We start from the raw sequence: 23,147 nt of genomic DNA, 5'->3' as shown, positions 1-23,147 counted from the left end.
CGTTATAAACTGACGGCGATCATGCCAATAGCGGCTCCCATGCCTACCAGCCAAGTGATCGAGCGAATAATATCGAGGTTTAAATAATAAAAAGTACAAAATAAAATACGCGCTACAATATGCGTCATCGCTAAAGTTTCGGTTACGGCATTAACATTGTTTGTGCCTAATACAGCAGCCAAAGCAACGGCAAAAACCGCTAACGATTCAAAACAGTTTTGATGAGCAGCCAGCGCCCTTGCTCCGAGCCCTGTAAGTTGTGTTTGTTGTTGCCGCGGATGTTTATTATCGTAACCACCGAGCTTATTCATTTCTATAATAGCTGGGATCCTTGCAACATAAGGCATGATCACTGCAATTAAGGCGCAAACCAGTAAAATCGTCATTATCATTCTCAAGTTATTATTTATGACCCAAAATAACACAGCAAATAGAAAAAAGCCGCCAAATATAAATAACCTGAGCTCTGGCGGCTAGCAGTAACATCCCTCACACTATAGCCGATTTAAGCAGTGCGTCACTGTGGCAAATTGTCGCAGGTGATGAATATTCATTATGCCTTTTTGATGGTCGCTTTCATGTCACAGTACTGCTAAATTACTCCTCCGCTTTTTTGTATGTTATTTAAGATGATTTGGATTTTACTGACTATTTTTGCCGCATTTATGCAGTCATGGCGTAATGCGCTGCAAAGTAAATTAAGCGCTCATGTCAGCGTTGCTGGCGTTACTCTAGCCCGCTTTATTGTCGCAAGCCCTATTGCAGGGCTGTATTTATATGCGCTTTATTATTACCAAGATGCGCCTCTCCCTTCGTTTAACCCTTTATTTATTAGCTATATTATTGGAGCCAGCATAGTGCAAATTATTGCCACGGGGCTCATGGTGAAGTTGTTTAAAATGAACAATTTTGCAGTAGGCGCCGGCCTTGCTAAAAGCGAAGCGCTAATGGCGGCCATACTCGGGTTACTGTTTTTTGGCTCAACGCTTTCATTACTTGGTTGGTTTGGCGTGTTTATTGGTGCAATTGCGGTATTGCTATTAAGTGGTATCGCCAATGTGAAACACTTTAGCTTAAAAACAGCATTAACAGGACTTGCCTGCGGCACTTCGTTTGCGTTGTCATCGTCATGGATCAGAGAAGCCAGTTTAAGCTCAGGTATAGCTTTTCCGTATGCGCCTGCATGGGTTTTATTGCTTGTTATTAGTTTACAAACACTGATGCTGTGTATTTATATTGCCTTAAAGGAACGCGATACATTTAAAACTATGTTTCAGCATAAGGGCATGACTTGTACGGTGAGTATATTTAGTTGCTTGGGATCAATAGGTTGGTTTAGCGCAATGAGCTTGCAACATGTTGCCTATGTAAAAACGCTCGGCCAGATAGAAGTATTTTTTACGATATTGATTGCTGTTTTATGGTTAAAACAACCGCTAAAACGCCAAGATAGCGCTGGGCTATTATTGATTGCAGTGGCTGCGATATTGGTAATGCTGCCGAGCAGCTAAAAAAGCGCAGGTATAAACCTGCGCTTGTTTTTTAATCTAACAATTAATGACTAATTTTTAAGGTGATAACACCACAAATAATCATTAATACACCAGCAATACGGCCAAACGTGGCTGCATCACCGTAAAATAATATGCCAACTAAAAACGTACCAGCGGCCCCAATCCCCGTCCATACCGCATATGATGTCCCCATAGAGATTTGCTTTTGCGCTAACCAAAGCATAAAGCCACTTGCGACCATAAACGCGATTGCAATTGCAATGCCTTGCCAACGAGTATCTGGGTTTTGTGAAATTTTTAGGCCTATTGGCCAACCAATTTCAAGTAACCCTGCAATTATTAAGTACATCCACGCCATTAAACATCTCTCTTTTTCAATATCACTTCATATAAATCACTGCGGCGGTCTTTTAAGTTACGCACTGTCCCTTCACTGTGAAGAATTTTTAACTTATCCATATCTAAGTCGCTAAATAATAACATTTCTGTATTGGTGGTGGCTTCATTTAGTGTGGCATCGTGCGGAAATGAAAAGTCCGATGGGGTTAGTACCGCCGACTGTGAAAACTGCACATCTAAGCTTTCTACTTCAGGTAAGTTACCCACAGAGCCTGCAATAACCACATAACATTCGTTTTCAATGGCACGTGCTTGGGCACAATGGCGTACACGCAAGTAACTATTTTTAGTGTCAGTCCAAAATGGCACAAATAAAATATCCAAACCTTGGGTGGCCAAAATACGTGACAACTCAGGAAATTCGACATCATAACAAATTTGAATACCTACACGGCCTGCATCTGTATCGAATACAGCAATTTTATCACCGCCTTGGATCACCCAGTCATTTTGTTCATGCGGGGTAATATGAATTTTACGTTGCTCGTCTATTTTACCGCTGCGATGACATAAATAACTAACGTTATATATTTTATCGTCTTCGGCAAGCGGCATTGAGCCAGTAATAATGTTGGCGTTGTATTCTATCGCCATACGCGACATGGCGTTTTTAAAGGTCTCTGTGTATTCGGCTAAATACCGAATTGCCTCGGTTTGATTACTTTGCTCGGTTAATCCCATCAGTGGCGCATTAAAAAACTCAGGGAATAAAATGAAATCGCTTTTGTAATCAGATACCGTATCAACAAAGTATTCAACTTGCTTAAGCATTTCTTCAACCGATTCAACACAGCGCATTTGCCATTGCACAGCTCCTACGCGCACGATTGATTTAGTTGACTCAATAACGGTGTCGGTTGGCTCATACATAATGTTATTCCACTCAAGTAATGTGGCATAACCGACCGACTCCTGATCTTCAGGTAAGTATTTTTTTAATAATCGTTTAACCTGAAAGTCATTGGCTAATTGAAAACTGAGTATGGGGTCATACAGCTCTTTTTGATCGACCTTAGCAATGTATTCCATCGGGGTCATTTCACTGCTGTGATTGTAATAACGCGGAATACGCCCACCCGCTAAAATAGCGCGTAAGTTATACTGGCGACACAATTCTTTTCGCGCATCATATAAACGGCGCCCTAAACGCATGCCTCGGTATTGCTCACTAATGGCAACATCCAAGCCGTATAAAGCATCTCCTGTGGTATCGCTAAATACACGGTCGTGGCCATCGGCAATGTCTTCATAGGTATGCGGGTTTGAAAAACGTGCATAATCCACTTGGACACTCAGCGCTAAACCCACCAGCACGCCATCATCAACAATACCAATTTGCCCTTCAGGGAACTGATCTATAAGTCTAAAAATTGTATGGCTTGGCCATGCGCCGCCTAAATCAGGGTACGCTTCGTCCATCAAGGTTTTAATTTGTGGGTATTGTTCTCTGCTTAAGTTACAAATTTCAAGATGGGTTTTTTCTGCCGACATATACAACTCCTTTAGGCACGTAAAAATCAAAAAAGCTGAACAAATGCTCAGCTTAATTAGGTTTATGCGTTTTTATTCGCGCTAGGCGCTACTTTAAACTGCGATAAAAAAGGGTGGTTACACGCTCTTTTGGTAACCAGTTTGCGTATTCAAGGCCAAGTTCTGATAATGGATCGGCTTTGAGGACTTGCTCTAAACTGGCATCGTTTTGCATAGCATTAAGCATAACATCTTTCGCTTTTTGTACCAGCTTACGATACGTCATTAGCCCTGAACGGTCGCTTATCGGGCCATGCCCTGGAATAACGGTTGTTTTTTCATCAATTTGTTTAATCACATCATCAACCGCCGCTAAAACACCATTAACACTACCGCCACTATCTACATCAACAAAAGGTAAGCTTCCAAAGTTAAAATATATATCGCCCATGTGCACTATGTTGTCGTTACTAAAAAAGATAACCGAGTCGCCATCTGTGTGTGCATTTGAGTAGTGCACAACATGCGCATGCTCATTGTTAAAGTGCAGTTTTAAATCATGGCCAAAACTAATACGCGGTAAGTAATCAGAACCCTCACCATGTTTTTCTTTTAAGCGTTTGTGCACATTGTCGTGAGCAATCACATGTGCGCCCGCTTTGGCAAAGTTCTCGTTACCCCCAGTATGGTCACCATGATGGTGTGTGTTAATTACAAACTCGGCACTGCCTGGCTTTAATTCGCTAATGGTTTTTTTAATATCGTCGGAAAGCTTGGCAAACTGATCGTCAATAATATAAATACCATCATCCCCCACGCTTGCGGCAATGTTACCGCCTTGGCCAAATAACACGTAAACATGTTCACTTAATTGTGTAGCCGTAACAGGGTTTTCATCCGCAAATGCATGATTGCTTAACAGTAAACTGGTGATTAATGCCGGTAGTAATTTTTTCATTTTTGTTTTCCTATAATTGCTTTATCTGGGTTATAAAACGTTATTACTACTTATTTAGCTCACTTTGCATCCAAGGCTAGTCGTTCATTGGTGTAATTTCAATTTGGTGCATTAATGCTTGCGGTAATAATGGCGTGTGCTTACCTTTTACATATTCATCAAAGCCAGCTCGGTAAAATTCAGAAAGTGGGTGCCCTGATTGCCCACCCGGAATCGTTAAAATAGCATTCTTTAAGTGCCCAGGCTGAACAATAAAACGCTGTGATGCGCCAAAACTACGTTTTTGCACCGCTGGCATATAACTGTCACCAAACCCGGGCGCTGTTGGCATGTTAAGTAACTTACTTAGTATGGGCATTTGTTTAGCAAACGGGTGCTCAATCGCTAATTCGTTTACTTTTCCCCACTGCCAGTTTTGTATGTTACTACCAAACCGTGATGTTAACTGCGTGAGTGTTTGCTCAAAGGCACCCTGTAATTGCTGCTCCCAATTAGTAAACTGCGGATTAACCCAACTTGTTGGCTGAGCCTTTATTAACTGCCAAACAGCAGGCTCTAAATCACGTTTCACATATTTTAATGTGCCATCTTGCTGGTTGAGTGTTGTCTCAATACTGCTAAATAGAATATTAATCAGTTCATCACGATACGTCTTTACTAAGGTATACCCTATTGATTGCGGGCAAGCGCATTGCTGCCAGTTTTCGAGGGCATTTATGTGATCTTTATAGCGCGTGGGCTGCTTTTTTAACTGCTCAAGCAATAAGGCATGCCAAGGCATTAAAAATCGTGCTTGGTTATCTAACTGCAACTGATAAAAATCACTTTCATTAAAGCGTTGTTTTTCAAATAACCTATCACGAATTTGCGTTGCACGGGCTCCAAGCGCATAGCCGCCATTACCAAAACGGACGTTATCATCAGCAGATACCACTCGAGAATTACCTGTCCATAATCGCCCGTTTTCAGGATTTTTAATAAAAGGTCGATCGATTTCGTTTTGCTGCCAAAGCGCGGAGTAATCTTCTTCTTTTACGGCTAATTCATTGGGTACTTTTCGCGCAGGAATGCCGCCCATATTTTTCCATGCTGCATTTCCTTGGTCATCGACCACCAGCAGGTTTTGTACTGGAATACCTACGTCACTTGCAATATCAAGCGCATCATCAACAGTCTGTGCTTGCTCAAGCTGTAATAGCTGCATATTAACGGCGTATGGTTGATGTGCAGCCCAGCTCAGTGCGTAAGGCTTTTCATTGATGTATTTTACCGGACCGTATTCACTGAGCGTAAGAAAGTAACTTTCTACTTTGCCACTGGGTAATGCAATAGACTCATCTACTTGCCACATTTTGCTATCGCTATTAAGCGCAATCCAATCAGCGGTATCTAAATACCCGTTGGTAAACCCCCATGCAACGTTGTTATTTGTGCCTACTACAATCGCCGGCGCTCCCGGAAGCGAGACACCCGTTACCTGCATGGGTTTATTATTTAATGAATAGTTTAATTGGGCTCGATACCAAATAACCGGCACAGCTATTGATAAATGCATATCATCAGAGAGCATCGCAGCCTGAGTGTTGGTTAAATTTGAGGTGACAGCCCAATTATTACTACCCACTTCCGAGTTAGCGGTAATGGGTTTAATCGCGGTGATTGGTTGCGATAAAAGTTCGGGGATTGGGTTATGCAAAAGAGCGAGCTGACTGCCATCCAATGCGGCTTGATATTGGCTAGGCTGAGTTAAAAAACTTACCATTTCAGCCCCGTACTGCTGCTCTATTTGAATTAAAGCTTGGTCGCGCTCAAATGTAGATGACTGTAAATCAAGGTACATGCTAAAAATAACTAGTAAACTGTCTTCACTTTGCCAAGGCTTCTGCTCAGCCCCCGTGAGTAAATATTCAAAACTGGGGTACCCTACTTGTGCAAGGCTTTCATTTACACCTTGGGCATAACTGCGTAGCAGCTGTTTGTCGGCCTTCGGGAGGGTTTTTAAAATAGCTTGGCTGCGTTTACGTAATTGGTGAAAACGCATTTTTTTATCAAGCCCAAGCGCGGATTCACCAAATAGCTCGCTTAGCTCACCTGCGGCATTACGTCTAAGTAAATCCATTTGAAAAAAGCGGTCTTGCCCGTGAGCATAACCTAAGCCATAGGCAGCATCGTGGCGAGTTGCTGCAGTAATAACAGCTTGGCCAAGCGTATCACGAGCGACTTTAACGGGCTGTGTCACTGCATCGCTTCGGCCTTTGCCATCAAGGGTAGGTAAACTTAGAGTCAACACGCCGTAAACAATTGCAGTACTGGCGAGCGCTAAAATCACAACAATTAATAGCAACCGTTTGATTACTTTAAACATAAACATACCCTTCAACTTTTTCAATAAACTATTATTAGCATATATTCATATTCATTCTATTAAAAACACTACGAAAAGCGGGTAAAGGGTGAAATAAACATCAAAATCCACGATAATACACAGTTCATGTATTGTGCAGACCTAGTTGAGATCAAAATGACTGAAAAAACATTTATTAAAGGTAAAGACCGCGATTTAGAATCGTCTATCTCTACCATGCAAAACAAGCTAAAAGCGCTAAATATTAATATTGAAGAAGCGCTGTGGCTTAACCCTGTAGCAAACTGTTATTCAGTTCATATAAAAGATAGCGACTGCGGTGTGATGTTTACTAATGGTAAAGGTGCCACTGATAAAGCCTCTATCGCCTCTGCGCTAGGTGAATATTTTGAGCGTTTAAGCTGTAACTACTTTTTTGCTGATTTTTACTTAGGCGAAGAGTTTGCCAATGATGACTTTACTCATTACCCAAACGAGAAATGGTTTAAAGTTGAAAACGATGAAATACCACAGGGTATTATGGATGAAAGCTTATGGGATTATTTTGACCCAGAGCGTGAATTAACCGCATCACACCTTTATGACTTTAACTCTGGCAATTTTGAACGTGGTATTTGTTCTGTACCGTACACTCGTCAGCGCGACAACCAAGACATTTATATTCCGGTGAATGTGATTGGTAATATTTTTGTTTCTAATGGCATGAGTGCCGGTAATACTAAATTTGAAGCCCGTGTTCAGGGGTTATCTGAAGTATTTGAGCGCGCTATTAAAAACCGCATTATTGCCGAAGGTATCAGCTTACCAATCGTGCCTGAAGAGGTGGTAAAACAATACCCTAAAATTCATGAAGCCTGTGAAGAGCTGCGTAGCCATGGCTTCCATTTACGCATTGCGGATGCATCACTAGGCGGTAAATACCCAGTAATGAGCGTCACGCTTATAAACCCTGTTGATGGGTCAGTATTTGCCTCTTTTGGTGCTCACCCTTCATTTGAAGTAGCGCTAGAGCGTACCGTTACCGAATTACTGCAAGGTCGTCGCCTAGATCAACTTGACGTATTCCAACCTGCTACATTTGATAACGACGAAGTCGCTACTCCTGAGAACATTGAACTGCACTTTATTGATTCAAGCGGTTTAATTTCACATGACTTTTTCCGCTCTGAAGCAGATTTTGAATTTGTACATTGGGACTTTAGTGGTTCAACTGAGCAAGAATACAACTTCTGTACTGATTTAATTCATAGCATGGGTCACGATATCTATATTATGGATTACACCCACTTAAACGTGTATGCATGTCGTATTTTAGTTCCTGGTATGTCAGACATTTATCCTGTAGATGAGCTAATTTGGCGCAACAATAATGAAGGCGCTAAATTCCGCGAAGACTTCTTATCGCTTGATCAGTACGATAGCAAACAATGGATGGAAATTTACGACAACCTCGAAGAAGCAGGTCACAGCGATATTATTCGCGCAGCTGAATTCATTGGCTTAGCAACCGACGCCGATACACCTTGGCACACACTACGCATTGGTGAGCTTAAAGCACATTTATGCTTAGCGGCGGGTAATGAAGAAGCTATTGACTGGGTTGATTGGATTTTGCATACCGGCCAAGTAAACGACGAAGCGATGCGTCACTTTCGTTGCTTAAAAGCAATCCTTGAAATTAAATATGATGACGAGCGCGAATATGCAAGTTATCAAGATGCATTAGGTTTAATGTTTGGTAGCGACAATGTCACGCTTGCTATTGAAATTGCTGAAGGTCGTAAATTATTTAACGGCTTAACTTTCCCAGGCTTATCGCTTGAGGGCTTTAAAAAGCATGCAGCACTTCTTGATGGTTACCGCAAATTACACGTTGCAAAGCAACAACATTGGGCGCGCGAAATTAGCGACTCATAACCACACCTAAACTACTAATTATAAAAATAAAATGGCGCACTTTTAACTGCGCCATTTTTATTTCTTCGATAAATTGACTATAGTTAGCCAGTCTTGATTAACAACTTAATTACATTCTATGTCCCCGCAGCGCAAAAACAAACGCACCCGAATTAATAACGCTAAGCTGGCTTTTTTATTATCGCTGGTGTTGATAATCACTATCAGCTTGGTGCTTGATCACGTCAATTATCACCGTGAGAAAGATGCTTATCGATTACGCACTCTGTCGCAGGTAAGTACCTATAGAGCACAACTTGAAGCTGTATTAGTGTCTAATATTCAACTCATTCGTGGCTTAGCTATTGCTGTTGCCGCTGAGCCAAACTTAGATCAAACTCGCTTTGAACAAATTGCAGCTCCCCTTTTTGAAACCTCAAATGAGCTACGTAACATTGGCGCGGCGCCAGACATGGTAATAAAAATGACCCATCCGATTAAAGGTAACGAAAAAGCGATAGGCCTTAATTTTTTGGAAAATAAAGCACAGCGCGAAGATGCCATTAAAGCAAGAGACACGAATACGATCGTGATGGCAGGTCCACTTCAGCTTATCCAAGGCAACGAAGCTTTGATTGCGCGCGTACCAGTATACTTGCCAGAAAATAACGCCTTTTGGGGATTGCTCTCAGTGGTACTCGATATAGAAAAAGTTTATGAAAATTCGGGGATCATTGAACTACAGCAAAATTATAATATAGCAATACAAGGACGTAATGGATTAGGTAAGCAAGGTGGTTTTTTTTTCGGTGACCCCTCTATTACTGATCAAGACCCTCTAGAATTTACTTTAAACTTTCAAGGAGGTGCTTGGCAGCTTTATGTTATACCCAAGCAAGGCTGGCAACCAGTGAGTTCTTCGGTCTGGCCTTTACGGTTCATTATTTTAACCGTGTTAGGCTTGCTCATTTCTGCCTTTTTGTTTTATCTAAAAATACTCAACCGTGAACAAGAAAGCGAAAGAATGCTTGAGGTGATGAGTAATTTAGCACAAGTCGGTGCATGGTCGTTTAACTTAGAAAAAAAACACGTGTTTTGGTCAGATATGACTAAAAAAATACTTGAATACCCATTAGATGAGCAACCAAAATGGTCAGAAAATTTAAACTATTTTAAAGAAGGTGAAAGTAGAGAAAAAATCGCTAAACTGGTTGAAAGAGCAATTAAGCATGGTGAAAGTTACGAAACTGAGCTTGAAGTGATCAATGCAAATGGTCAGCCTGTATGGGCACTTGTTCACGGTGAAGCTGAACATAAAAATGGCCGTTGTATAAGAATATTTGGTTCATTACAAAATATTGATGCCCGTAAAAAAGTAGAATTAGAAAATCGTAAAATTGCTCGTTTTAACGAAACCTTGGCCTCCTTAACGGTGAGTGATGAAATATTAAATGGCAAACTAAGCCAATCTAAAGAATTAATCACGCAGTCTATTTGCCAAGCCCTTGAGGTAAACTGCGCCAGTATAAAATTGTTTAACCAACAAAGAACCCAGCTAATTCAATTTGCGAGTTTTAATCGTTCAGGTAGCGAAAATAATATTCCGTGGCTGCAAGAAACTATTCCTGACTTTTTTACCGCAATAGAACGAAAAGCGATATTTTGTGTTGATAATGCTCAACAACATCCCTACTTAGCCCCCATCAAAGAAAGCTACCTTCAACCGTTTTCAGTCAAGGCGATGCTGTGTGTTCTTATTCCTGCAAGCAGTGGCTCTATTGGAATAGTATGTGCTGAGCAAGATATAGTTAGAACATGGAGCCATAATGAAGAAAGCTTTTTAATTGCTGTAGGGGCTTTAATTGGCAGCCTTTACGCTAGCCAACAACGTATAGAAACAGAGGCACAACTAGTCAGGGCAAAAGAAGCCGCAGAACAAGCTGTGATTGCAAAAAGTGAGTTTTTAGCCAGTATGAGCCATGAAATTCGCACACCCATGAATGGGGTGTTGGGAATGCTTAATATTGTTAAAGCAACCCAATTAGATCAACAACAAAAGCGTCATATTAAACTTGCGCAATCATCTGCAGAGTCATTATTAGAAATTATTAATGATATTTTAGACTTTTCTAAAATAGAGGCTGGCAAGTTAGACATTGAAAATATTCAATTTAATTTACCTCACTTACTGGGTGAAGTGGTTGAGTCATTTGCATTAAGAGCCGAGCAAAATAACACCACGTTAATTTTGGATGCAACACATATCACTAGCAGCGAATTTATTAGCGATCCAAATAGATTACGTCAAATTTTAAGTAACTTAATTGGTAATGCCGTTAAATTCACCCAAAACGGTGAAATATTGATAACCGCTAAAATTGCCCACACACTTGACGCCACAGTTTTAGAATGTGCAATCGCTGACTCAGGTATAGGAATCAGCGCAGAAAAACAGCCCCATTTATTTGATTCATTTACTCAAGCAGACACATCAACCACACGCCAATATGGTGGCACAGGCCTGGGTCTTGCTATTGTCAAGCAGCTGTGTGAGCTCATGGGTGGCGAAGTGAATGTGAGCAGTACACCAAATAAAGGCAGTACATTTTCCTTTTTTATAAAGATAACCCCTCAATTAGTTCAACAGCACGAAGCATATCAAGCAATTAAAAATAAGCGTATTTGGGTTATTGATGATTGCTTACTTAATACCACTATTGCCAAAAAACAATTAACTCGCTGGGGGGCTAAGGTCAGCACGATCTGCGATTACCTGTCTATAAGTGCCTACATTAATAGCCATGAAGATACCCCACCAAACATTGTGCTTGTTGACAGTGCTTTATTTGAACCATTATACGAAGCTCAAGCACTCGCACTTAAGCAGTTTTTAACAAAAAGTAATAGCCATTTAATTATTATGGCTCCCATGAGTTATACAAATAAAAGTGCCACATTTTTAACCGAAGAAACCCTCGTATTTAAACCACTCACCCCTCTTGATTTACAAAATGCGCTGACTGCAAAAAGCTCTATCGAGCAAACACACGTTGGTACACAACTAAAGTCGCTTGCTGCCACTGAGGTTATGACAGATACACTGGCGGCGCATGTTTTATTAGTAGAAGATAATAAAATTAACCAAGTTGTTACCGCTGCTTTTTTAAAACAGTTGAACGTGACATTTGAGATTGCTGAAAATGGTGCTGAGGCAATTGAAAAGTTGAATCAAAACCCAGCTAACACTTATCAATTAATATTAATGGATTGCCAAATGCCTACGATGGATGGCTATCAAGCAACTATTGCCATCAGAGAAGGCAAAGCAGGCAAGGTAAATAAAAACATAACAATAATAGCGCTTACCGCAAACGCAATGCAGGGTGATAAAGACAAATGTTTGGCCACTGGTATGGATGACTATTTAACTAAACCCCTCAATGCCACAACTCTTCATTCTAAGCTCCAGCAATGGCTTACAAGCAAATAACAGTGTAAGCTAAAAATAGGATTTATTAGGTGAGATAAGGTATGCAATTGCAATTATCAATGGAGCAACAACGCGTTATTGGTTGTTTATTAGAAAAACAAAGCACAACACCTGAGCACTACCCTTTATCGTTAAATGCATTAACAAATGCCTGTAATCAAAAATCGAATCGCGCGCCAGTTGTTAATTATACAGAAGAGCAAGTTCAAATAACCGTTGATGAGTTAATCAGTATGCGATTAGTCACTGTAAATGAAGGGCTGTCTGGGCGAGTTAATAAATACGATCATCGTTTTTGTAATACTGAGTTTAGTCACCTGCAATTTGATCAACAGCAAAGGGCGATTATTTGTTTATTATTATTGCGAGGCGCACAAACACCTGGCGAATTAAAAACACGTAGTAGCCGCCTTGCCGACTTTGCTCGTATTGATGATGTTGAAAAGTCACTTGAACAACTAATTCAAAGCAATCATGTTAAAAAGATGCCGCGCGAATCAGGTAAACGGGATTGTCGATATATTCATTTATTTGCAGATCAATCATCTGTGAACGAGGCTTCACTTGAGGCACAAACACACACTGATGATATAAAAAACACTGAGCTAAATGACTTACTTGCAGAAATTGATGAGCTAAAAGCCCAGCTTAAACAAATAAAAGCTCACTTAGGGCTTTAATTCATAAATATGAAATCACATAATAGTTGTTCTATGTAGAGCGTAAAAATTATTTAACTAAAGGAGCGGGCCATGCGCGCCGAGATTATGGCTGAAATGAAAGTTCAGCCTTCGATTGATGTAAACGCTGAAATTAAACGCCGAGTGGATTTTATTAAAGCACGTTTAAAAGCGGCATATTCAACCTCACTTGTACTAGGGATCAGTGGTGGTGTAGATTCAACGACCTGTGGCCGTTTGTGTCAACTTGCTATTGATGAGCTAAACCAAGAACACCCTGACACTCATTATCAATTTATTGCTGTGCGCCTACCTTATGGCGTTCAAGCTGATGAAAGTGAAGCGCAAATGGCGGTTGATTTCATTAAGCCGAGCACCCGCATGACGGTAAACATTAAACCCGCAACCGATGCACTGCATGAGCAGACAATGGCAACTCTCGCGGGTACCGAACAAACACTCCCTTCGCAAGATAAAATCGATTTTATTAAAGGTAATGTCAAAGCTCGCCAACGCATGATTGCGCAATATGAAATAGCCGGCTTTTGCCAAGGCTTAGTGGTCGGTACCGATCATAGTGCTGAAAATATTACTGGTTTTTACACTAAATTTGGTGATGGTGCATGCGATTTGGCTCCTTTATTTGGCCTATCAAAACGCCAAGTTCGTGCATTAGCAACCACATTGGGTGCGCCTGCGTTTTTAGTTGAGAAAGCACCAACAGCGGATTTAGAAAGTGATAGACCAGGACTAACAGACGAAGAAGCACTTGGCTTAAGTTATGAAGAAATTGATGACTTTTTAGAAGGTAAAGCAGTTTCAAGTTATGTAGAAGAAACGCTAATTGCAATTTACCAGCGCACGCAACATAAGCGCCAGCCTATTCCAACAATATACGATGCTTTTTAAATCAATATTATGAGCGTGATTTAACTGATCGAGCCGCTTGTATTTTACGTAAACATGACGTGAAAATAAGTGGCTTAAATTTTTAAACGTTAACCTTAACGCTTGCCAACAGAGAGTTTTATATTTTATGACCCCCCCTATTTTGATTACTGGTGCAGCACAACGTATAGGGCTTGCGCTGGCAAAGCACTTTATAGCCCAAGGGCAAGCGGTCATTATTACTTATCGGACCCGTCATGAGGCTGTTGATTCGTTGGAACAACAAGGGGTTACCTGTCTTTATGCTGACTTTAGTACTGATGAGGGCATTAATACTTTTATTACGTTGCTTAAATCACACACTGACTCACTCAGGGCAGTTATTCATAATGCATCAAGCTGGGACTGTGAAGCTAACAACCCTCACTTTGAGCAGCTGTTTGACAATATGATGCGCATTCATGCAAAAACACCGTACTTGGTAAACTTACATTGCGCAGATTTACTATTAAATTATCAGGCGTCGCATGCTAAACCCGCTGACATTATTCATTTGACTGATTATGTAGTGGAAACAGGCAGTCCAAAGCATCTTGCTTATGCGGCCAGTAAAGCCGCACTGGATAACTTAACTAAATCATTTAGCGCTAAATACGCACCTAACATAAAAGTGAATTCAGTCGCGCCATCATTAATTATTTTTAACCAACATGATGATGAGCAGTACCGCGCTAAAACTTTAAAAAAATCATTAATGGGTATCGAACCTGGATGCCAAGAAATTATCAATAGTATAGACCTACTACTGAACAGCCATTACATCACAGGGCGTGCTTTACCTGTTGATGGTGGTCGCCATCTTAAGTAAGTCATCTAATAAAACTGAGAAACTTATGCATAACGAATTAAAAGAAAGCTATCAAAAAATTATAACTGCTGTAGGTGAAGACGCTGAACGTGAAGGGTTACTTGATACCCCAAAACGCGCTGCAAAAGCGATGGAGTACCTTACTCAAGGATATCGTCAAACGCTTAACGAAATCACGAACAATGCGGTATTCACCTCTGACGCTGACGACATGGTATTGATACAAGATATCGAGCTTTACTCTATGTGTGAACATCATTTACTCCCTTTTATTGGCCGTTGTCATATTGCTTATATCCCTGATGGCAAAGTATTAGGCTTATCTAAGTTTGCGCGTATTGTTGATATGTTTTCGCGCCGTTTTCAAATTCAAGAACAGCTTACCCATCAAATTGCAAAAGCGGTTGAGGAAGTAACTGGTGCAAAAGGTGTGGGTGTAATTGTTGAAGCAAAACACATGTGTATGATGATGCGTGGTGTAGAAAAGCAAAACTCAAGCATGCGTACCTCGGTAATGCTAGGAAACTTTAGAGCCGATCCGAAAACACGTAATGAGTTTTTACAGCTGATCAAAGGATAATGTATGGCAAACGCAATTATTAATGTGACTAATTTACGACTACGCACATTTATAGGTTTTAATCCTGATGAGCGTGAAAAAAAACAAGATGTGGTCATTAACCTTGAAATTCACTACCCTGCTGATCAAGCTTGTGAAACAGATGAAGTAGACCAAGCACTTAACTACAAAGTGATTACTAAAGAGGTGATTAGCTTAGTAGAGCAAGGACACTTTTTATTGTTAGAAAAACTAGTTGCTGAAATTCTTGCTGTTTGCCACTCACACCCAAGTGTTAATTATGCTAAGGCTCGAGTAGATAAACCTCATGCGTTGCGCTTTGCCGATTCGGTTTCTTTAACCCTCGACTGGCACAAATAATCCAACGGCAAGGGCTATTACCGCTAAATAACGTAACCCCTTGCCGAGCGTTACCAGCACTAAAAATGTAGTAAAGCGAACTTTAAACACGCCGCCAATAACGGTTAGTGGGTCGCCAACGATGGGCAGCCAAGCAAACAACAGGCTATAAACACCATATTTATTAAACTGCTGTTGTGCTTTTTTAAGCCCTTTTTCAGATACTGGAAACCATTTTTTATCTTTAAAACGCAATGCCTGCGTCCCTAACCAATAGTTAACACAACTGCCCAGTACATTACCCAAGGTTGCTGCAAACCAAATCAGCCATAAGTTAGTATTGCCTTGCATGATCATGCCACTCATCAATACTTCAGACGAGCTAGGTAATAACGTGGCAGATATAAATGCTGTAAAAAATAATGTTATATAGAGCATTTTTTCCTTATGACTAAAAACTAAACCCAGCAATTAGCTGGGTTTAACGATTTTTTAACTTAAAACCAAAGCGCTGAATAATAAAAACAGTTATTTTATCAAATTTAAGCTAAGGGGATAATTAAACTCTTTGCCATCGTTGGCTTTCACGCTTGCGATAACCACCATCACAAATGAAAAAATAGCCACCATAGGTAACAGTAGTAAACCAACCGCTGCAAAAATTAGTAAAAAACAAACAAAATAAGCTATAGCCATAGTAATTTGAAAATTAAGGGCTTTTTTTCCATGTATATCAACAATTGGCATTTCATCTTTTTTAATTAACCAGATAATAAGAGGGCCGAGTACCGACCCAAATGGCACAATAAACCCCGCTAATGCACTTAAATGACATAACATTGCCCAGGTGCGGTCATCTTTATTGACGACTTTAATCTCTTGATTTTGTTCCATTACACTCTCCCTTCTCGTTTTTATTTTGCGCTAAAATGATATTCACACTCATTAGCCACCTTAATGTAAATGCTTATTTATCCAATGCAAAGCATTTGTGTATATTTAAAAATAAAAAAGCGCAGCAAATAGCTGCGCTTATTGATATTGCCAGACCAGTTACTTATTCACACCCGCTAAATCAAGCATAAAAGCATAATTTAAGGCAGTATCTTCTAAGCGTTTGAAGCGACCTGATGCACCTCCGTGCCCTGCTTCCATATCAATTTTAAACAGTAGCTTATTATCATCTGTTTTGTAATCTCGCAGCTTAGCCACCCACTTTGCAGGCTCAAAATATTGTACCTGCGAATCATGTAAGCCAGTAGTAACTAACATATTTGGGTAATCTTGCTTACTGACCTGATCATAAGGTGAATACGATAACATATACTCATAGTATTCTTTCTCGTTAGGGTTACCCCACTCACCGTATTCGTTGGTTGTAAGTGGAATACTTGCATCAAGCATCGTGGTCACTACATCAACAAATGGAACTGCAGCCACCATACCTTTATACAACTCAGGAGCTTGGTTTGCCACTGCCCCCATTAACAAGCCACCCGCACTGCCACCTTGAGCAAATATTTTATCTTTTGCACCATACTTTTGCTCAACCAATGCCTTGGTAACATCTACAAAGTCGTTAAAGGTGTTCTTTTTAGTCAGTAGTTTACCGTCCTCATACCAAGGGCGACCTAGCATTTGTGAACCACGAATATGCGCAATGGCAAATACAAAACCCCGATCGAGCAAACTTAAGCGAGCGCTAGAAAAGGTAGGATCCATGGTCGCGCCATACGAGCCATAACCATATTGTAGCAGCGGATTAGTCCCCTCTTTTTTAAACATGTCTTTGCGATAGACTAGGCTTACCGGTACTTTAATACCATCTCGTGCAGTGACAAAAATTCGCTCTGATGCGTAATTATCTGCACTAAAATCACCGAGTACTTTTTGTTGTTTAAGTAATGTTTTATTGCCAGTAGCTAAATTAACATCATACGATGAAGCGGGTGTTGTCATACTGGTATAATACACACGTAATGTATCGCTATTTAAATCATTGTTACCGTAGGTGCTAATTGTATAAGCACTGTCGTTAAAACTAAGCGGTATCTCTTTACCCGTGGTTAAGTTACGAGCAATAATAGTCGACTGACCCATTTCACGCTGCTGATACACTAAGTAGTCGTTAAATAAGTCGATGCCTTCTAATTTTATATTATCGCGGGCAGGGATCACACTTTGCCAATTTGCTTTATCACCGGCTTTATCAATATCAACTTTCATAAGCTGAAAGTTAACCGCATTTAAATTAGTGACAATGTAGTAAGTATTACCCAGCTTAGAAATTCCATACTCCAGATCCGCTTCACGTTCAATCAAGCGTTTTGGCATAGCCTTAACATCATCAGCACTTAAAACCGATACACCTGACGCAGTTGTACTGCTGTGCCAAATATAAATTTCTGAATCGTCTTTGCTTTTGCTTATACCAGTGTAATAGCTTGTGTCTGTTTCTTCGTAAACCAGCTCATCATCGCTTTGTGGGGTACCGAGCGTATGACGATAAACTTGATAACCTAGTAAAGTTTGTAAATCTTTTTTTATGTAATAAAGCGTTTTGTTGTCGTTTGCCCAAACAACACTGCCATTCGTACCTTTAAGCGTATCTTCGAGTAATTTACCAGTGCTTAAGTCTTTTATTTTTATATCATAAATACGACGACTTACGGTATCTTCACCATATGCCATTAAATTGCCGTTTGGACTTACATCTAAACCACTTACGGCATAATAATCATGTTCCTTAGCTAGCTCGTTTACATCTAAAATAACCTGCTGGTCAGTGCCTGCAAAATCACTACTACGTACATAAGTTGCGTATTCGTTATCACCGCGAGTTTGTGATGAATAATAATAGTTACCGTTTTTAACTGGCACTGAATCATCGTCTTTTTGAATTCGCCCTTTTAGCTCTTCAAATAACCTAGTTTGTAACGTTTTTGTGTGCGCAAGCATTGCATCTGTATAAGCATTTTCAGCCTCAAGGTAACTAAGTACCTCAGGATCTTTTCGCTCATCATCACGCATCCAATAATAATTATCGATACGCGTGTCGCCATGGACTGTCATTTTATGCGGTACTTTCTTCGCAATAGGCGGCATTACCGCGATTTGAGATACAGACTGTTCAGTAGGCGTGTTTTGTTTAACTTCAGGCGCTTTGTTACATCCACCTAAAATAGCTAAGGAAATAAAAGTAAGAACAAATGGGGTATGTTTCATTGATTGGAATCTCTGTAAGTTTTATTTTTATTAAATATACCTAATATTTAATAACACGGAGATTTAGTTTGTGAAGCTATGTAAAAAGGGAGCCGAAGCTCCCTTTAAATAACATTTAAGTTAATACACTACTTTTGCTTACGACGACGCATAAAGGCAAACGGCGCTACAAGTAATGTTAACCAAGCTAACGAACCTGAAGAGCTTTTCTTAGTAGGCTCTGGAGTAACAACTACAGGTGGTACTACTTTAGTAACGGTTATTGTTACCATTGCAGGCTCTGACACATTACCACGAACATCAATCGCAACAACTTCCATTTCTGCAGATGTATCACCCGCTAATAAAGTGGTATCTGCAACCACAATTTGACCTTCTGCATCAACAGCAAGACCAAGGTTTGTATTAGATTGAACATAGTACTCTGAAATAGCTAAGTCTAAGTCTGATTCTTCAATAGTAAGCGCACCTACTACAGTTCCATCAGCTGCATCTTCAGAAACACTAAACTCACCACCAACCAGCGTTGGAGCTTCAACGTCTGGTAACTCTAGGTCTTCAGCTGCCATTACTTTAATAATGTTAGTACCTGAACCTTGCGATAATGCAAACGGGCCGCTTGCAGAAACAACCGCTTTCTCACCAGGTTTAAGTGAAGAAATTGCTTCACCTGTCTCATAAGAGGTCATTTCAACTGCTGGTTGTACGCCAAATACTGTTGAACCTGTTACGCTGTCTGTTTCACTGTAAACACCAGTTTGGTAACTAGGGTAGCCTACCGATACTTTGAAGTTCATTTGCTCACCAAGAAGCGAAGCATCAATATTCATTAACTCTGAACAACCTGAGAAAGTAACTGTGTCTTCTCCTGCAGCATGGAAAAGCGGCGTACCCCATTGCCATGCATCATTACCAGCGCCATCAGTTGTACCAATTAATGTGCGGCTACGACCTGGGAATGCAGTTGTGCGACCACGGTCATTTAAGTTTTGCATGAACTGATCAGATACACCGTCATTGTTGGTATCTATTTCAATTCTATAACCCGCTTGGAAAGTATGAGTTAACGGATCTCGTAGTTGTATTGATGACGTAATATAAATTCCTGAATCACAGAAATCTGCATTGAATGCAGAGAATGTAGTAGACAGGATATTAAATTCAGCATCTTCAACTGATTTTTCTGTCCCCATTGCAACAATACTTTCAGCTTGTGGAGAAATTTCAGTTTGACCTGTATTTTCAATAACCAATGCCATTTCATTGTTAACAATTTCAGGTGAGTAGCTCAACTGAGTCGCAGCTTTTGGCATTGCATGATAAACAACATGTAAATCGTGATCGCCATCTGTAGATGCATCATCAAATACTAACGCACCATCAAACTCTACTGATGTTAATGCAGCACTTCTTGCTGCAATATCCTCTTCACTGAATGGATTTTCTAATTCCCATGCAGGTAATTTACTTGGATCAACCGTCATTGTAATATCAAAGTTAATCGCTTGACCTGCCGGTACTGTTATAGATTCAGGGAAATCCCAACTAACTGCGCCCGTATCAATATCATTTTGGTAGCGCGCTTCTGTGCGAAGATTATAAGTTTTTGCATCTGCAGAGAAGTTCTTAACTGTTACTGTTTTAGTAATTGAACCTGTTTCCGCTAAACTTACTAAACCATAAGATAGTGCAGCTTGTTTTGTGTCAAACTCACTATTATGGACCCATGCAGCAACTGGCAAGTTAGCCGCCTTAGTCACATCAACTAAACCAGCACCTATCATACTAATTGGCGCAAGCTCTGAATCAGGATTAATAGCTAGAGGCTCATTTGTTACGTTTAAGTTTGCTGCATTCATGATTGTTGCTTTAATCTCAAACGCATTACGCTCAGGATGCGCTTCACGGATCATTGCAACAGCGCCTGCTGTAATTGGGCCAGAGAAAGATGTGCCTGAAACAGGGTTTGTGCCTGTTTGCGTGCCTGCTGCTGCTACATCAATGCTCGTACCTGGCGCTGTAATTTCTGGTTTTAATAACCCATCCATAGAAGGACCACGAGATGAGAATGTTGCAACCGCACCTGCCGTTGTTTTAATTTCAACGCTAATATCAAATGTTGCAGGGCCGCCAGCTGCTAATTGTGCTTTTAAAGCAGCGCCTGCAGCAAAATTAATACCTACGTTTTTAATAGTTACGTCCGCATCAGAACCACCCATAGGTGCTGGGGTACCATCGTCGGTATTATTCGCGATCATTACAAACTCGGCACCATTTGCTTGTGCATTCAATACTTTTTGCGTAAAGGCACATGCACCACGGTCGATTAATACTGCTTTGCCTGTAAAGTCAACATCTGCAGCAAATTCAGTACAACCATCCTGGTTTGTATCAGGATAAACTAATTCAATATCTGCACCTGAAATAGCAAAATCTTCTTGAGGACCAAAACCTGATGCCTGGATATTACCTTCAACGCCAGCAACAGTACCTGATGCCACACCGATTTCAGTTGTTGGGTGAGTCATAGCGCCAACAGATAGTGCGTTAGGTGTAGTACTTGGACCACCAACACGGAACGGATTATCACCATCGTTACCAGCAGAAATAACCATATTCACACCTAAATCAACTGCACGTTGAACTAAGTACTGTGTACCACCACCCGTGTAAGTGTCACCAAATTCACCACCAAGAGACATATTCATTACATCAACACGGTCTGAAATATCGCCATCACCGTTAGGATCCATTGCAGCTTCTAGAGCAGCCGCTTGCGCATCGCCAGGACAACCGCCGCCACATACTGAGTAAGCGTAAAGTTCAACGTCAGGCGCAATACCATTTACAGAGTTTGCAGATGATGTACCGTGATTAGTTGGATCACCCGTTGATGGCGAGTTAGCGGCATCATTTTCAATAGGGTCGGCATCATCACGTATAAAGTCGTAACCACCTTGTACAATGCCTTGTGGCCATGCAACTGATGTTGGATCTGCCTGTGCGGCTAGGTAAGCTTCAACAGTGCCTGCGCCACCGAAAGCAGCATGAGTGTAATCGATACCCGTATCAAGTACAGCAACACGCTGACCTTTACCACTTGCAATACCATCAGTAATTAACGGCTTGGCATTAATATATTCTGAACTGGCTGCAACATGTAACTCACGATCGAACATTGGTAAAACTCTAGCAACACGATCATCTTTTGCAATTTTTGCTAACGCTTCAGGGGTTGCTTGAACAATTAACGTTGGCGCTAAAATTTTAGTTTTGCCAATTACCTTAGCATTAAAATCTAGGCTGCTAAGCTCAAGCGCCATTATGTCCTGTAGCTGCTCAACCTGAGCCGTTACTTCACGGTTAGATGATACTTGGTAGGTTCCAGCAGCAACTGCATCAACTGAGGTTTTTGCTTTTAAAACAATCATGTGGGCTGAAGGCGCTTTTTTATCAGCTGCCAATTCTTTTATTTGCTCTACTTGCTTGTTAGTCATTGTAGTATTTGGCAAAGTCGCAGCATTGGCAAATGTTGCCACAAATGCACCCGATACAGCTGTCGCGATTGCTGTTCTTTTAATTATATTATTAGACATCGTTTCCCCTAGGATAGTTTATGTATTATTGTATTTACTAGTTTCAATTCCATTGATTGATAACTACGAATATAAAGCGTCAGCCTTTGCGCCTGCAACAGCATTGCTACATTAAAGTTACACAAAAAAACAACCACCTTGAAAAATCACCATAAAATATTGATTTAAAAGGAAAATAAAACACATTCAGTTTGTAAAAAATTGTAAACAAAAAGATTTAAATTGAGAGATAAATGAACAACGATGTAATTAATATTTTAACTATGGCCAAAGTCATTCAAACAGCCGTTGCCCCTGTTTTTTTAATTACAGGTATTGCGGCAACACTTGGGGTGCTATCCAACCGTTTGGCACGTATTACAGACAGAGCCAGGCAGTTAGAGCGAAAATTAAAAGTTAGCACCGATGAAGAATTTAACTTGTCTCTAACTACTGAACTAAGGGCGCTTCTTAAGCGCTCCCGCTGCATACATATTGCCTTTAGTTTAAGTGTATTAAGTGCATTATTAGTCTGTGCTGTGGTTATGCTGTTATTTTTATCGCACATACAATCGATTAATTTAGGCGTCACTATTGGTAGTTGTTTTGTTGGTGCAATGGCATTGCTAATATGTGCATTTATGTCATTACTTGGCGAGGTATTTTTAGCAACCCGCAGTATGCGTCGAGGAATGATATTTGCTGATATTGATATAAACGACTAAAGGCATTGCTTTAACTTGAATTAAAGCGTTAGCTAATATACAAATACAATCAAATAACCGTCAAAGGAGTAGAGTAAAGTGAAATTGAAGCAAGTATTTATCGGGGCATTACTATCTACATGGCACGTATTACAGACAGAGCCAGGCAGTTAGAGCGAAAATTAAAAGTTAGCAC

At 40.4% G+C, this 23,147-nt stretch carries 18 protein-coding genes; 9 read left to right on the top strand and 9 right to left on the bottom strand.

The genetic code is table 11. The features are described 5' to 3' along the window. Positions 1–2 precede the first annotated feature (2 nt). Positions 3–386: an MAPEG family protein gene (locus QMA00_RS07620; RefSeq protein ID WP_033103663.1), complete on the bottom strand. Its 384-nt coding sequence runs from the start codon at positions 384–386 to the stop codon at positions 3–5. 243 nt (positions 387–629) lie between these two features. Between QMA00_RS07620 and QMA00_RS07615 the strand changes: the two genes are divergently transcribed. Further along, positions 630–1,511: a DMT family transporter gene (locus QMA00_RS07615; protein ID WP_083703532.1), complete on the top strand. Its 882-nt coding sequence runs from the start codon at positions 630–632 to the stop codon at positions 1,509–1,511. A gap of 43 nt (positions 1,512–1,554) precedes the next feature. Here QMA00_RS07615 and QMA00_RS07610 read toward each other — a convergent pair whose 3' ends face one another. The 4 genes from QMA00_RS07610 to QMA00_RS07595 form a co-directional block, all read right to left on the bottom strand. Beyond that, positions 1,555–1,872 (bottom strand): multidrug efflux SMR transporter, encoded by a 318-nt coding sequence (locus QMA00_RS07610; RefSeq protein ID WP_016900225.1) that lies wholly within the window; start codon positions 1,870–1,872, stop codon positions 1,555–1,557. Then, complete coding sequence (locus QMA00_RS07605) at positions 1,872–3,404, bottom strand: bifunctional GNAT family N-acetyltransferase/carbon-nitrogen hydrolase family protein (RefSeq protein ID WP_076922595.1); 1,533 nt, start codon at positions 3,402–3,404, stop codon at positions 1,872–1,874. The genes QMA00_RS07610 and QMA00_RS07605 overlap by 1 nt, the downstream gene beginning before the upstream one ends. Positions 3,405–3,492: 88 nt before the next feature. Beyond that, complete coding sequence (locus QMA00_RS07600) at positions 3,493–4,341, bottom strand: MBL fold metallo-hydrolase (protein ID WP_036980826.1); 849 nt, start codon at positions 4,339–4,341, stop codon at positions 3,493–3,495. A gap of 76 nt (positions 4,342–4,417) precedes the next feature. Then, positions 4,418–6,706 (bottom strand): penicillin acylase family protein, encoded by a 2,289-nt coding sequence (locus tag QMA00_RS07595; protein WP_076922594.1) that lies wholly within the window; start codon positions 6,704–6,706, stop codon positions 4,418–4,420. A 156-nt stretch (positions 6,707–6,862) separates the two neighbouring features. Here QMA00_RS07595 and ycaO point away from each other — a divergent pair, with 156 nt between their 5' ends. The 7 genes from ycaO to folX all read left to right on the top strand — a co-directional run bounded on the left by ycaO (position 6,863) and on the right by folX (position 15,468). Continuing rightward, on the top strand, positions 6,863–8,623 hold the full coding sequence (gene ycaO, locus QMA00_RS07590) for a 30S ribosomal protein S12 methylthiotransferase accessory factor YcaO (RefSeq protein ID WP_036980823.1): 1,761 nt from the start codon (positions 6,863–6,865) through the stop codon (positions 8,621–8,623). A gap of 118 nt (positions 8,624–8,741) precedes the next feature. Next, positions 8,742–12,092, top strand: coding sequence for an ATP-binding protein (locus tag QMA00_RS07585; RefSeq protein ID WP_069438756.1), 3,351 nt, complete (start codon positions 8,742–8,744; stop codon positions 12,090–12,092). A 47-nt stretch (positions 12,093–12,139) separates the two neighbouring features. After that, the gene (locus QMA00_RS07580) at positions 12,140–12,772 is read left to right on the top strand and encodes a YceH family protein (RefSeq protein WP_175416126.1); all 633 of its coding nucleotides are present in this window, start codon (positions 12,140–12,142) and stop codon (positions 12,770–12,772) included. A gap of 72 nt (positions 12,773–12,844) precedes the next feature. Further along, positions 12,845–13,681: an ammonia-dependent NAD(+) synthetase gene (gene nadE, locus QMA00_RS07575; protein ID WP_036980816.1), complete on the top strand. Its 837-nt coding sequence runs from the start codon at positions 12,845–12,847 to the stop codon at positions 13,679–13,681. A gap of 127 nt (positions 13,682–13,808) precedes the next feature. Continuing rightward, positions 13,809–14,528, top strand: a complete 720-nt coding sequence (gene folM / locus QMA00_RS07570; protein ID WP_013463706.1) for a dihydromonapterin reductase — start codon at positions 13,809–13,811, stop codon at positions 14,526–14,528. Between the two features lie 25 nt (positions 14,529–14,553). Next, entirely contained in the window at positions 14,554–15,108 is a 555-nt protein-coding gene (gene folE, locus QMA00_RS07565; RefSeq protein WP_008108996.1) for a GTP cyclohydrolase I FolE, read from the top strand. Positions 15,109–15,111: 3 nt separating this feature from the next. Continuing rightward, entirely contained in the window at positions 15,112–15,468 is a 357-nt protein-coding gene (gene folX / locus QMA00_RS07560) for a dihydroneopterin triphosphate 2'-epimerase (protein WP_013463705.1), read from the top strand. On the opposite strand, the gene QMA00_RS07555 is transcribed toward folX, so the two are convergent. From QMA00_RS07555 to QMA00_RS07540, 4 genes are all read right to left on the bottom strand, one after another. Next, positions 15,445–15,885, bottom strand: coding sequence for a YqaA family protein (locus tag QMA00_RS07555; RefSeq protein WP_036980806.1), 441 nt, complete (start codon positions 15,883–15,885; stop codon positions 15,445–15,447). The two genes, folX and QMA00_RS07555, sit on opposite strands and share 24 nt — an antisense overlap. Before the next feature lie 90 nt (positions 15,886–15,975). Continuing rightward, positions 15,976–16,341 (bottom strand): DUF4870 domain-containing protein, encoded by a 366-nt coding sequence (locus QMA00_RS07550; RefSeq protein WP_010392586.1) that lies wholly within the window; start codon positions 16,339–16,341, stop codon positions 15,976–15,978. Between the two features lie 159 nt (positions 16,342–16,500). Then, complete coding sequence (locus tag QMA00_RS07545) at positions 16,501–18,672, bottom strand: S9 family peptidase (protein WP_076922593.1); 2,172 nt, start codon at positions 18,670–18,672, stop codon at positions 16,501–16,503. 128 nt (positions 18,673–18,800) lie between these two features. Then, entirely contained in the window at positions 18,801–22,268 is a 3,468-nt protein-coding gene (locus QMA00_RS07540; protein WP_076922592.1) for a S8 family serine peptidase, read from the bottom strand. A gap of 233 nt (positions 22,269–22,501) precedes the next feature. Between QMA00_RS07540 and QMA00_RS07535 the strand changes: the two genes are divergently transcribed. Continuing rightward, a complete protein-coding gene (locus QMA00_RS07535; RefSeq protein ID WP_008108981.1) occupies positions 22,502–22,972 on the top strand; it encodes a DUF2721 domain-containing protein in 471 nt (156 codons plus the stop codon). The last annotated feature ends 175 nt before the right edge of the window (positions 22,973–23,147 follow it).

Source organism: Pseudoalteromonas sp. APC 3694 (assembly GCF_030407565.1).
Taxonomy (GTDB): Bacteria; Pseudomonadota; Gammaproteobacteria; order Enterobacterales; family Alteromonadaceae; genus Pseudoalteromonas; species Pseudoalteromonas tetraodonis.
Note: the sequence above shows the minus strand (reverse complement) of the source record. Positions and strands in the feature narration are given on the sequence as shown.

Excerpts from the sequence above, each read along its gene's own strand:
- QMA00_RS07620 (WP_033103663.1), bottom strand. The coding sequence starts at position 386 with ATGACGATTTTACTGGTTTGCGCCTTAATTGCAGTGATCATGCCTTAT.
- QMA00_RS07615 (WP_083703532.1), top strand. The coding sequence starts at position 630 with ATGATTTGGATTTTACTGACTATTTTTGCCGCATTTATGCAGTCATGG.
- QMA00_RS07610 (WP_016900225.1), bottom strand. The coding sequence starts at position 1,872 with ATGGCGTGGATGTACTTAATAATTGCAGGGTTACTTGAAATTGGTTGG.
- QMA00_RS07605 (WP_076922595.1), bottom strand. The coding sequence starts at position 3,404 with ATGTCGGCAGAAAAAACCCATCTTGAAATTTGTAACTTAAGCAGAGAA.
- QMA00_RS07600 (WP_036980826.1), bottom strand. The coding sequence starts at position 4,341 with ATGAAAAAATTACTACCGGCATTAATCACCAGTTTACTGTTAAGCAAT.
- QMA00_RS07595 (WP_076922594.1), bottom strand. The coding sequence starts at position 6,706 with ATGTTTAAAGTAATCAAACGGTTGCTATTAATTGTTGTGATTTTAGCG.
- ycaO (WP_036980823.1), top strand. The coding sequence starts at position 6,863 with ATGACTGAAAAAACATTTATTAAAGGTAAAGACCGCGATTTAGAATCG.
- QMA00_RS07585 (WP_069438756.1), top strand. The coding sequence starts at position 8,742 with ATGTCCCCGCAGCGCAAAAACAAACGCACCCGAATTAATAACGCTAAG.
- nadE (WP_036980816.1), top strand. The coding sequence starts at position 12,845 with ATGCGCGCCGAGATTATGGCTGAAATGAAAGTTCAGCCTTCGATTGAT.
- folM (WP_013463706.1), top strand. The coding sequence starts at position 13,809 with ATGACCCCCCCTATTTTGATTACTGGTGCAGCACAACGTATAGGGCTT.
- folE (WP_008108996.1), top strand. The coding sequence starts at position 14,554 with ATGCATAACGAATTAAAAGAAAGCTATCAAAAAATTATAACTGCTGTA.
- folX (WP_013463705.1), top strand. The coding sequence starts at position 15,112 with ATGGCAAACGCAATTATTAATGTGACTAATTTACGACTACGCACATTT.
- QMA00_RS07555 (WP_036980806.1), bottom strand. The coding sequence starts at position 15,885 with ATGCTCTATATAACATTATTTTTTACAGCATTTATATCTGCCACGTTA.
- QMA00_RS07550 (WP_010392586.1), bottom strand. The coding sequence starts at position 16,341 with ATGGAACAAAATCAAGAGATTAAAGTCGTCAATAAAGATGACCGCACC.
- QMA00_RS07545 (WP_076922593.1), bottom strand. The coding sequence starts at position 18,672 with ATGAAACATACCCCATTTGTTCTTACTTTTATTTCCTTAGCTATTTTA.
- QMA00_RS07540 (WP_076922592.1), bottom strand. The coding sequence starts at position 22,268 with ATGTCTAATAATATAATTAAAAGAACAGCAATCGCGACAGCTGTATCG.
- QMA00_RS07535 (WP_008108981.1), top strand. The coding sequence starts at position 22,502 with ATGAACAACGATGTAATTAATATTTTAACTATGGCCAAAGTCATTCAA.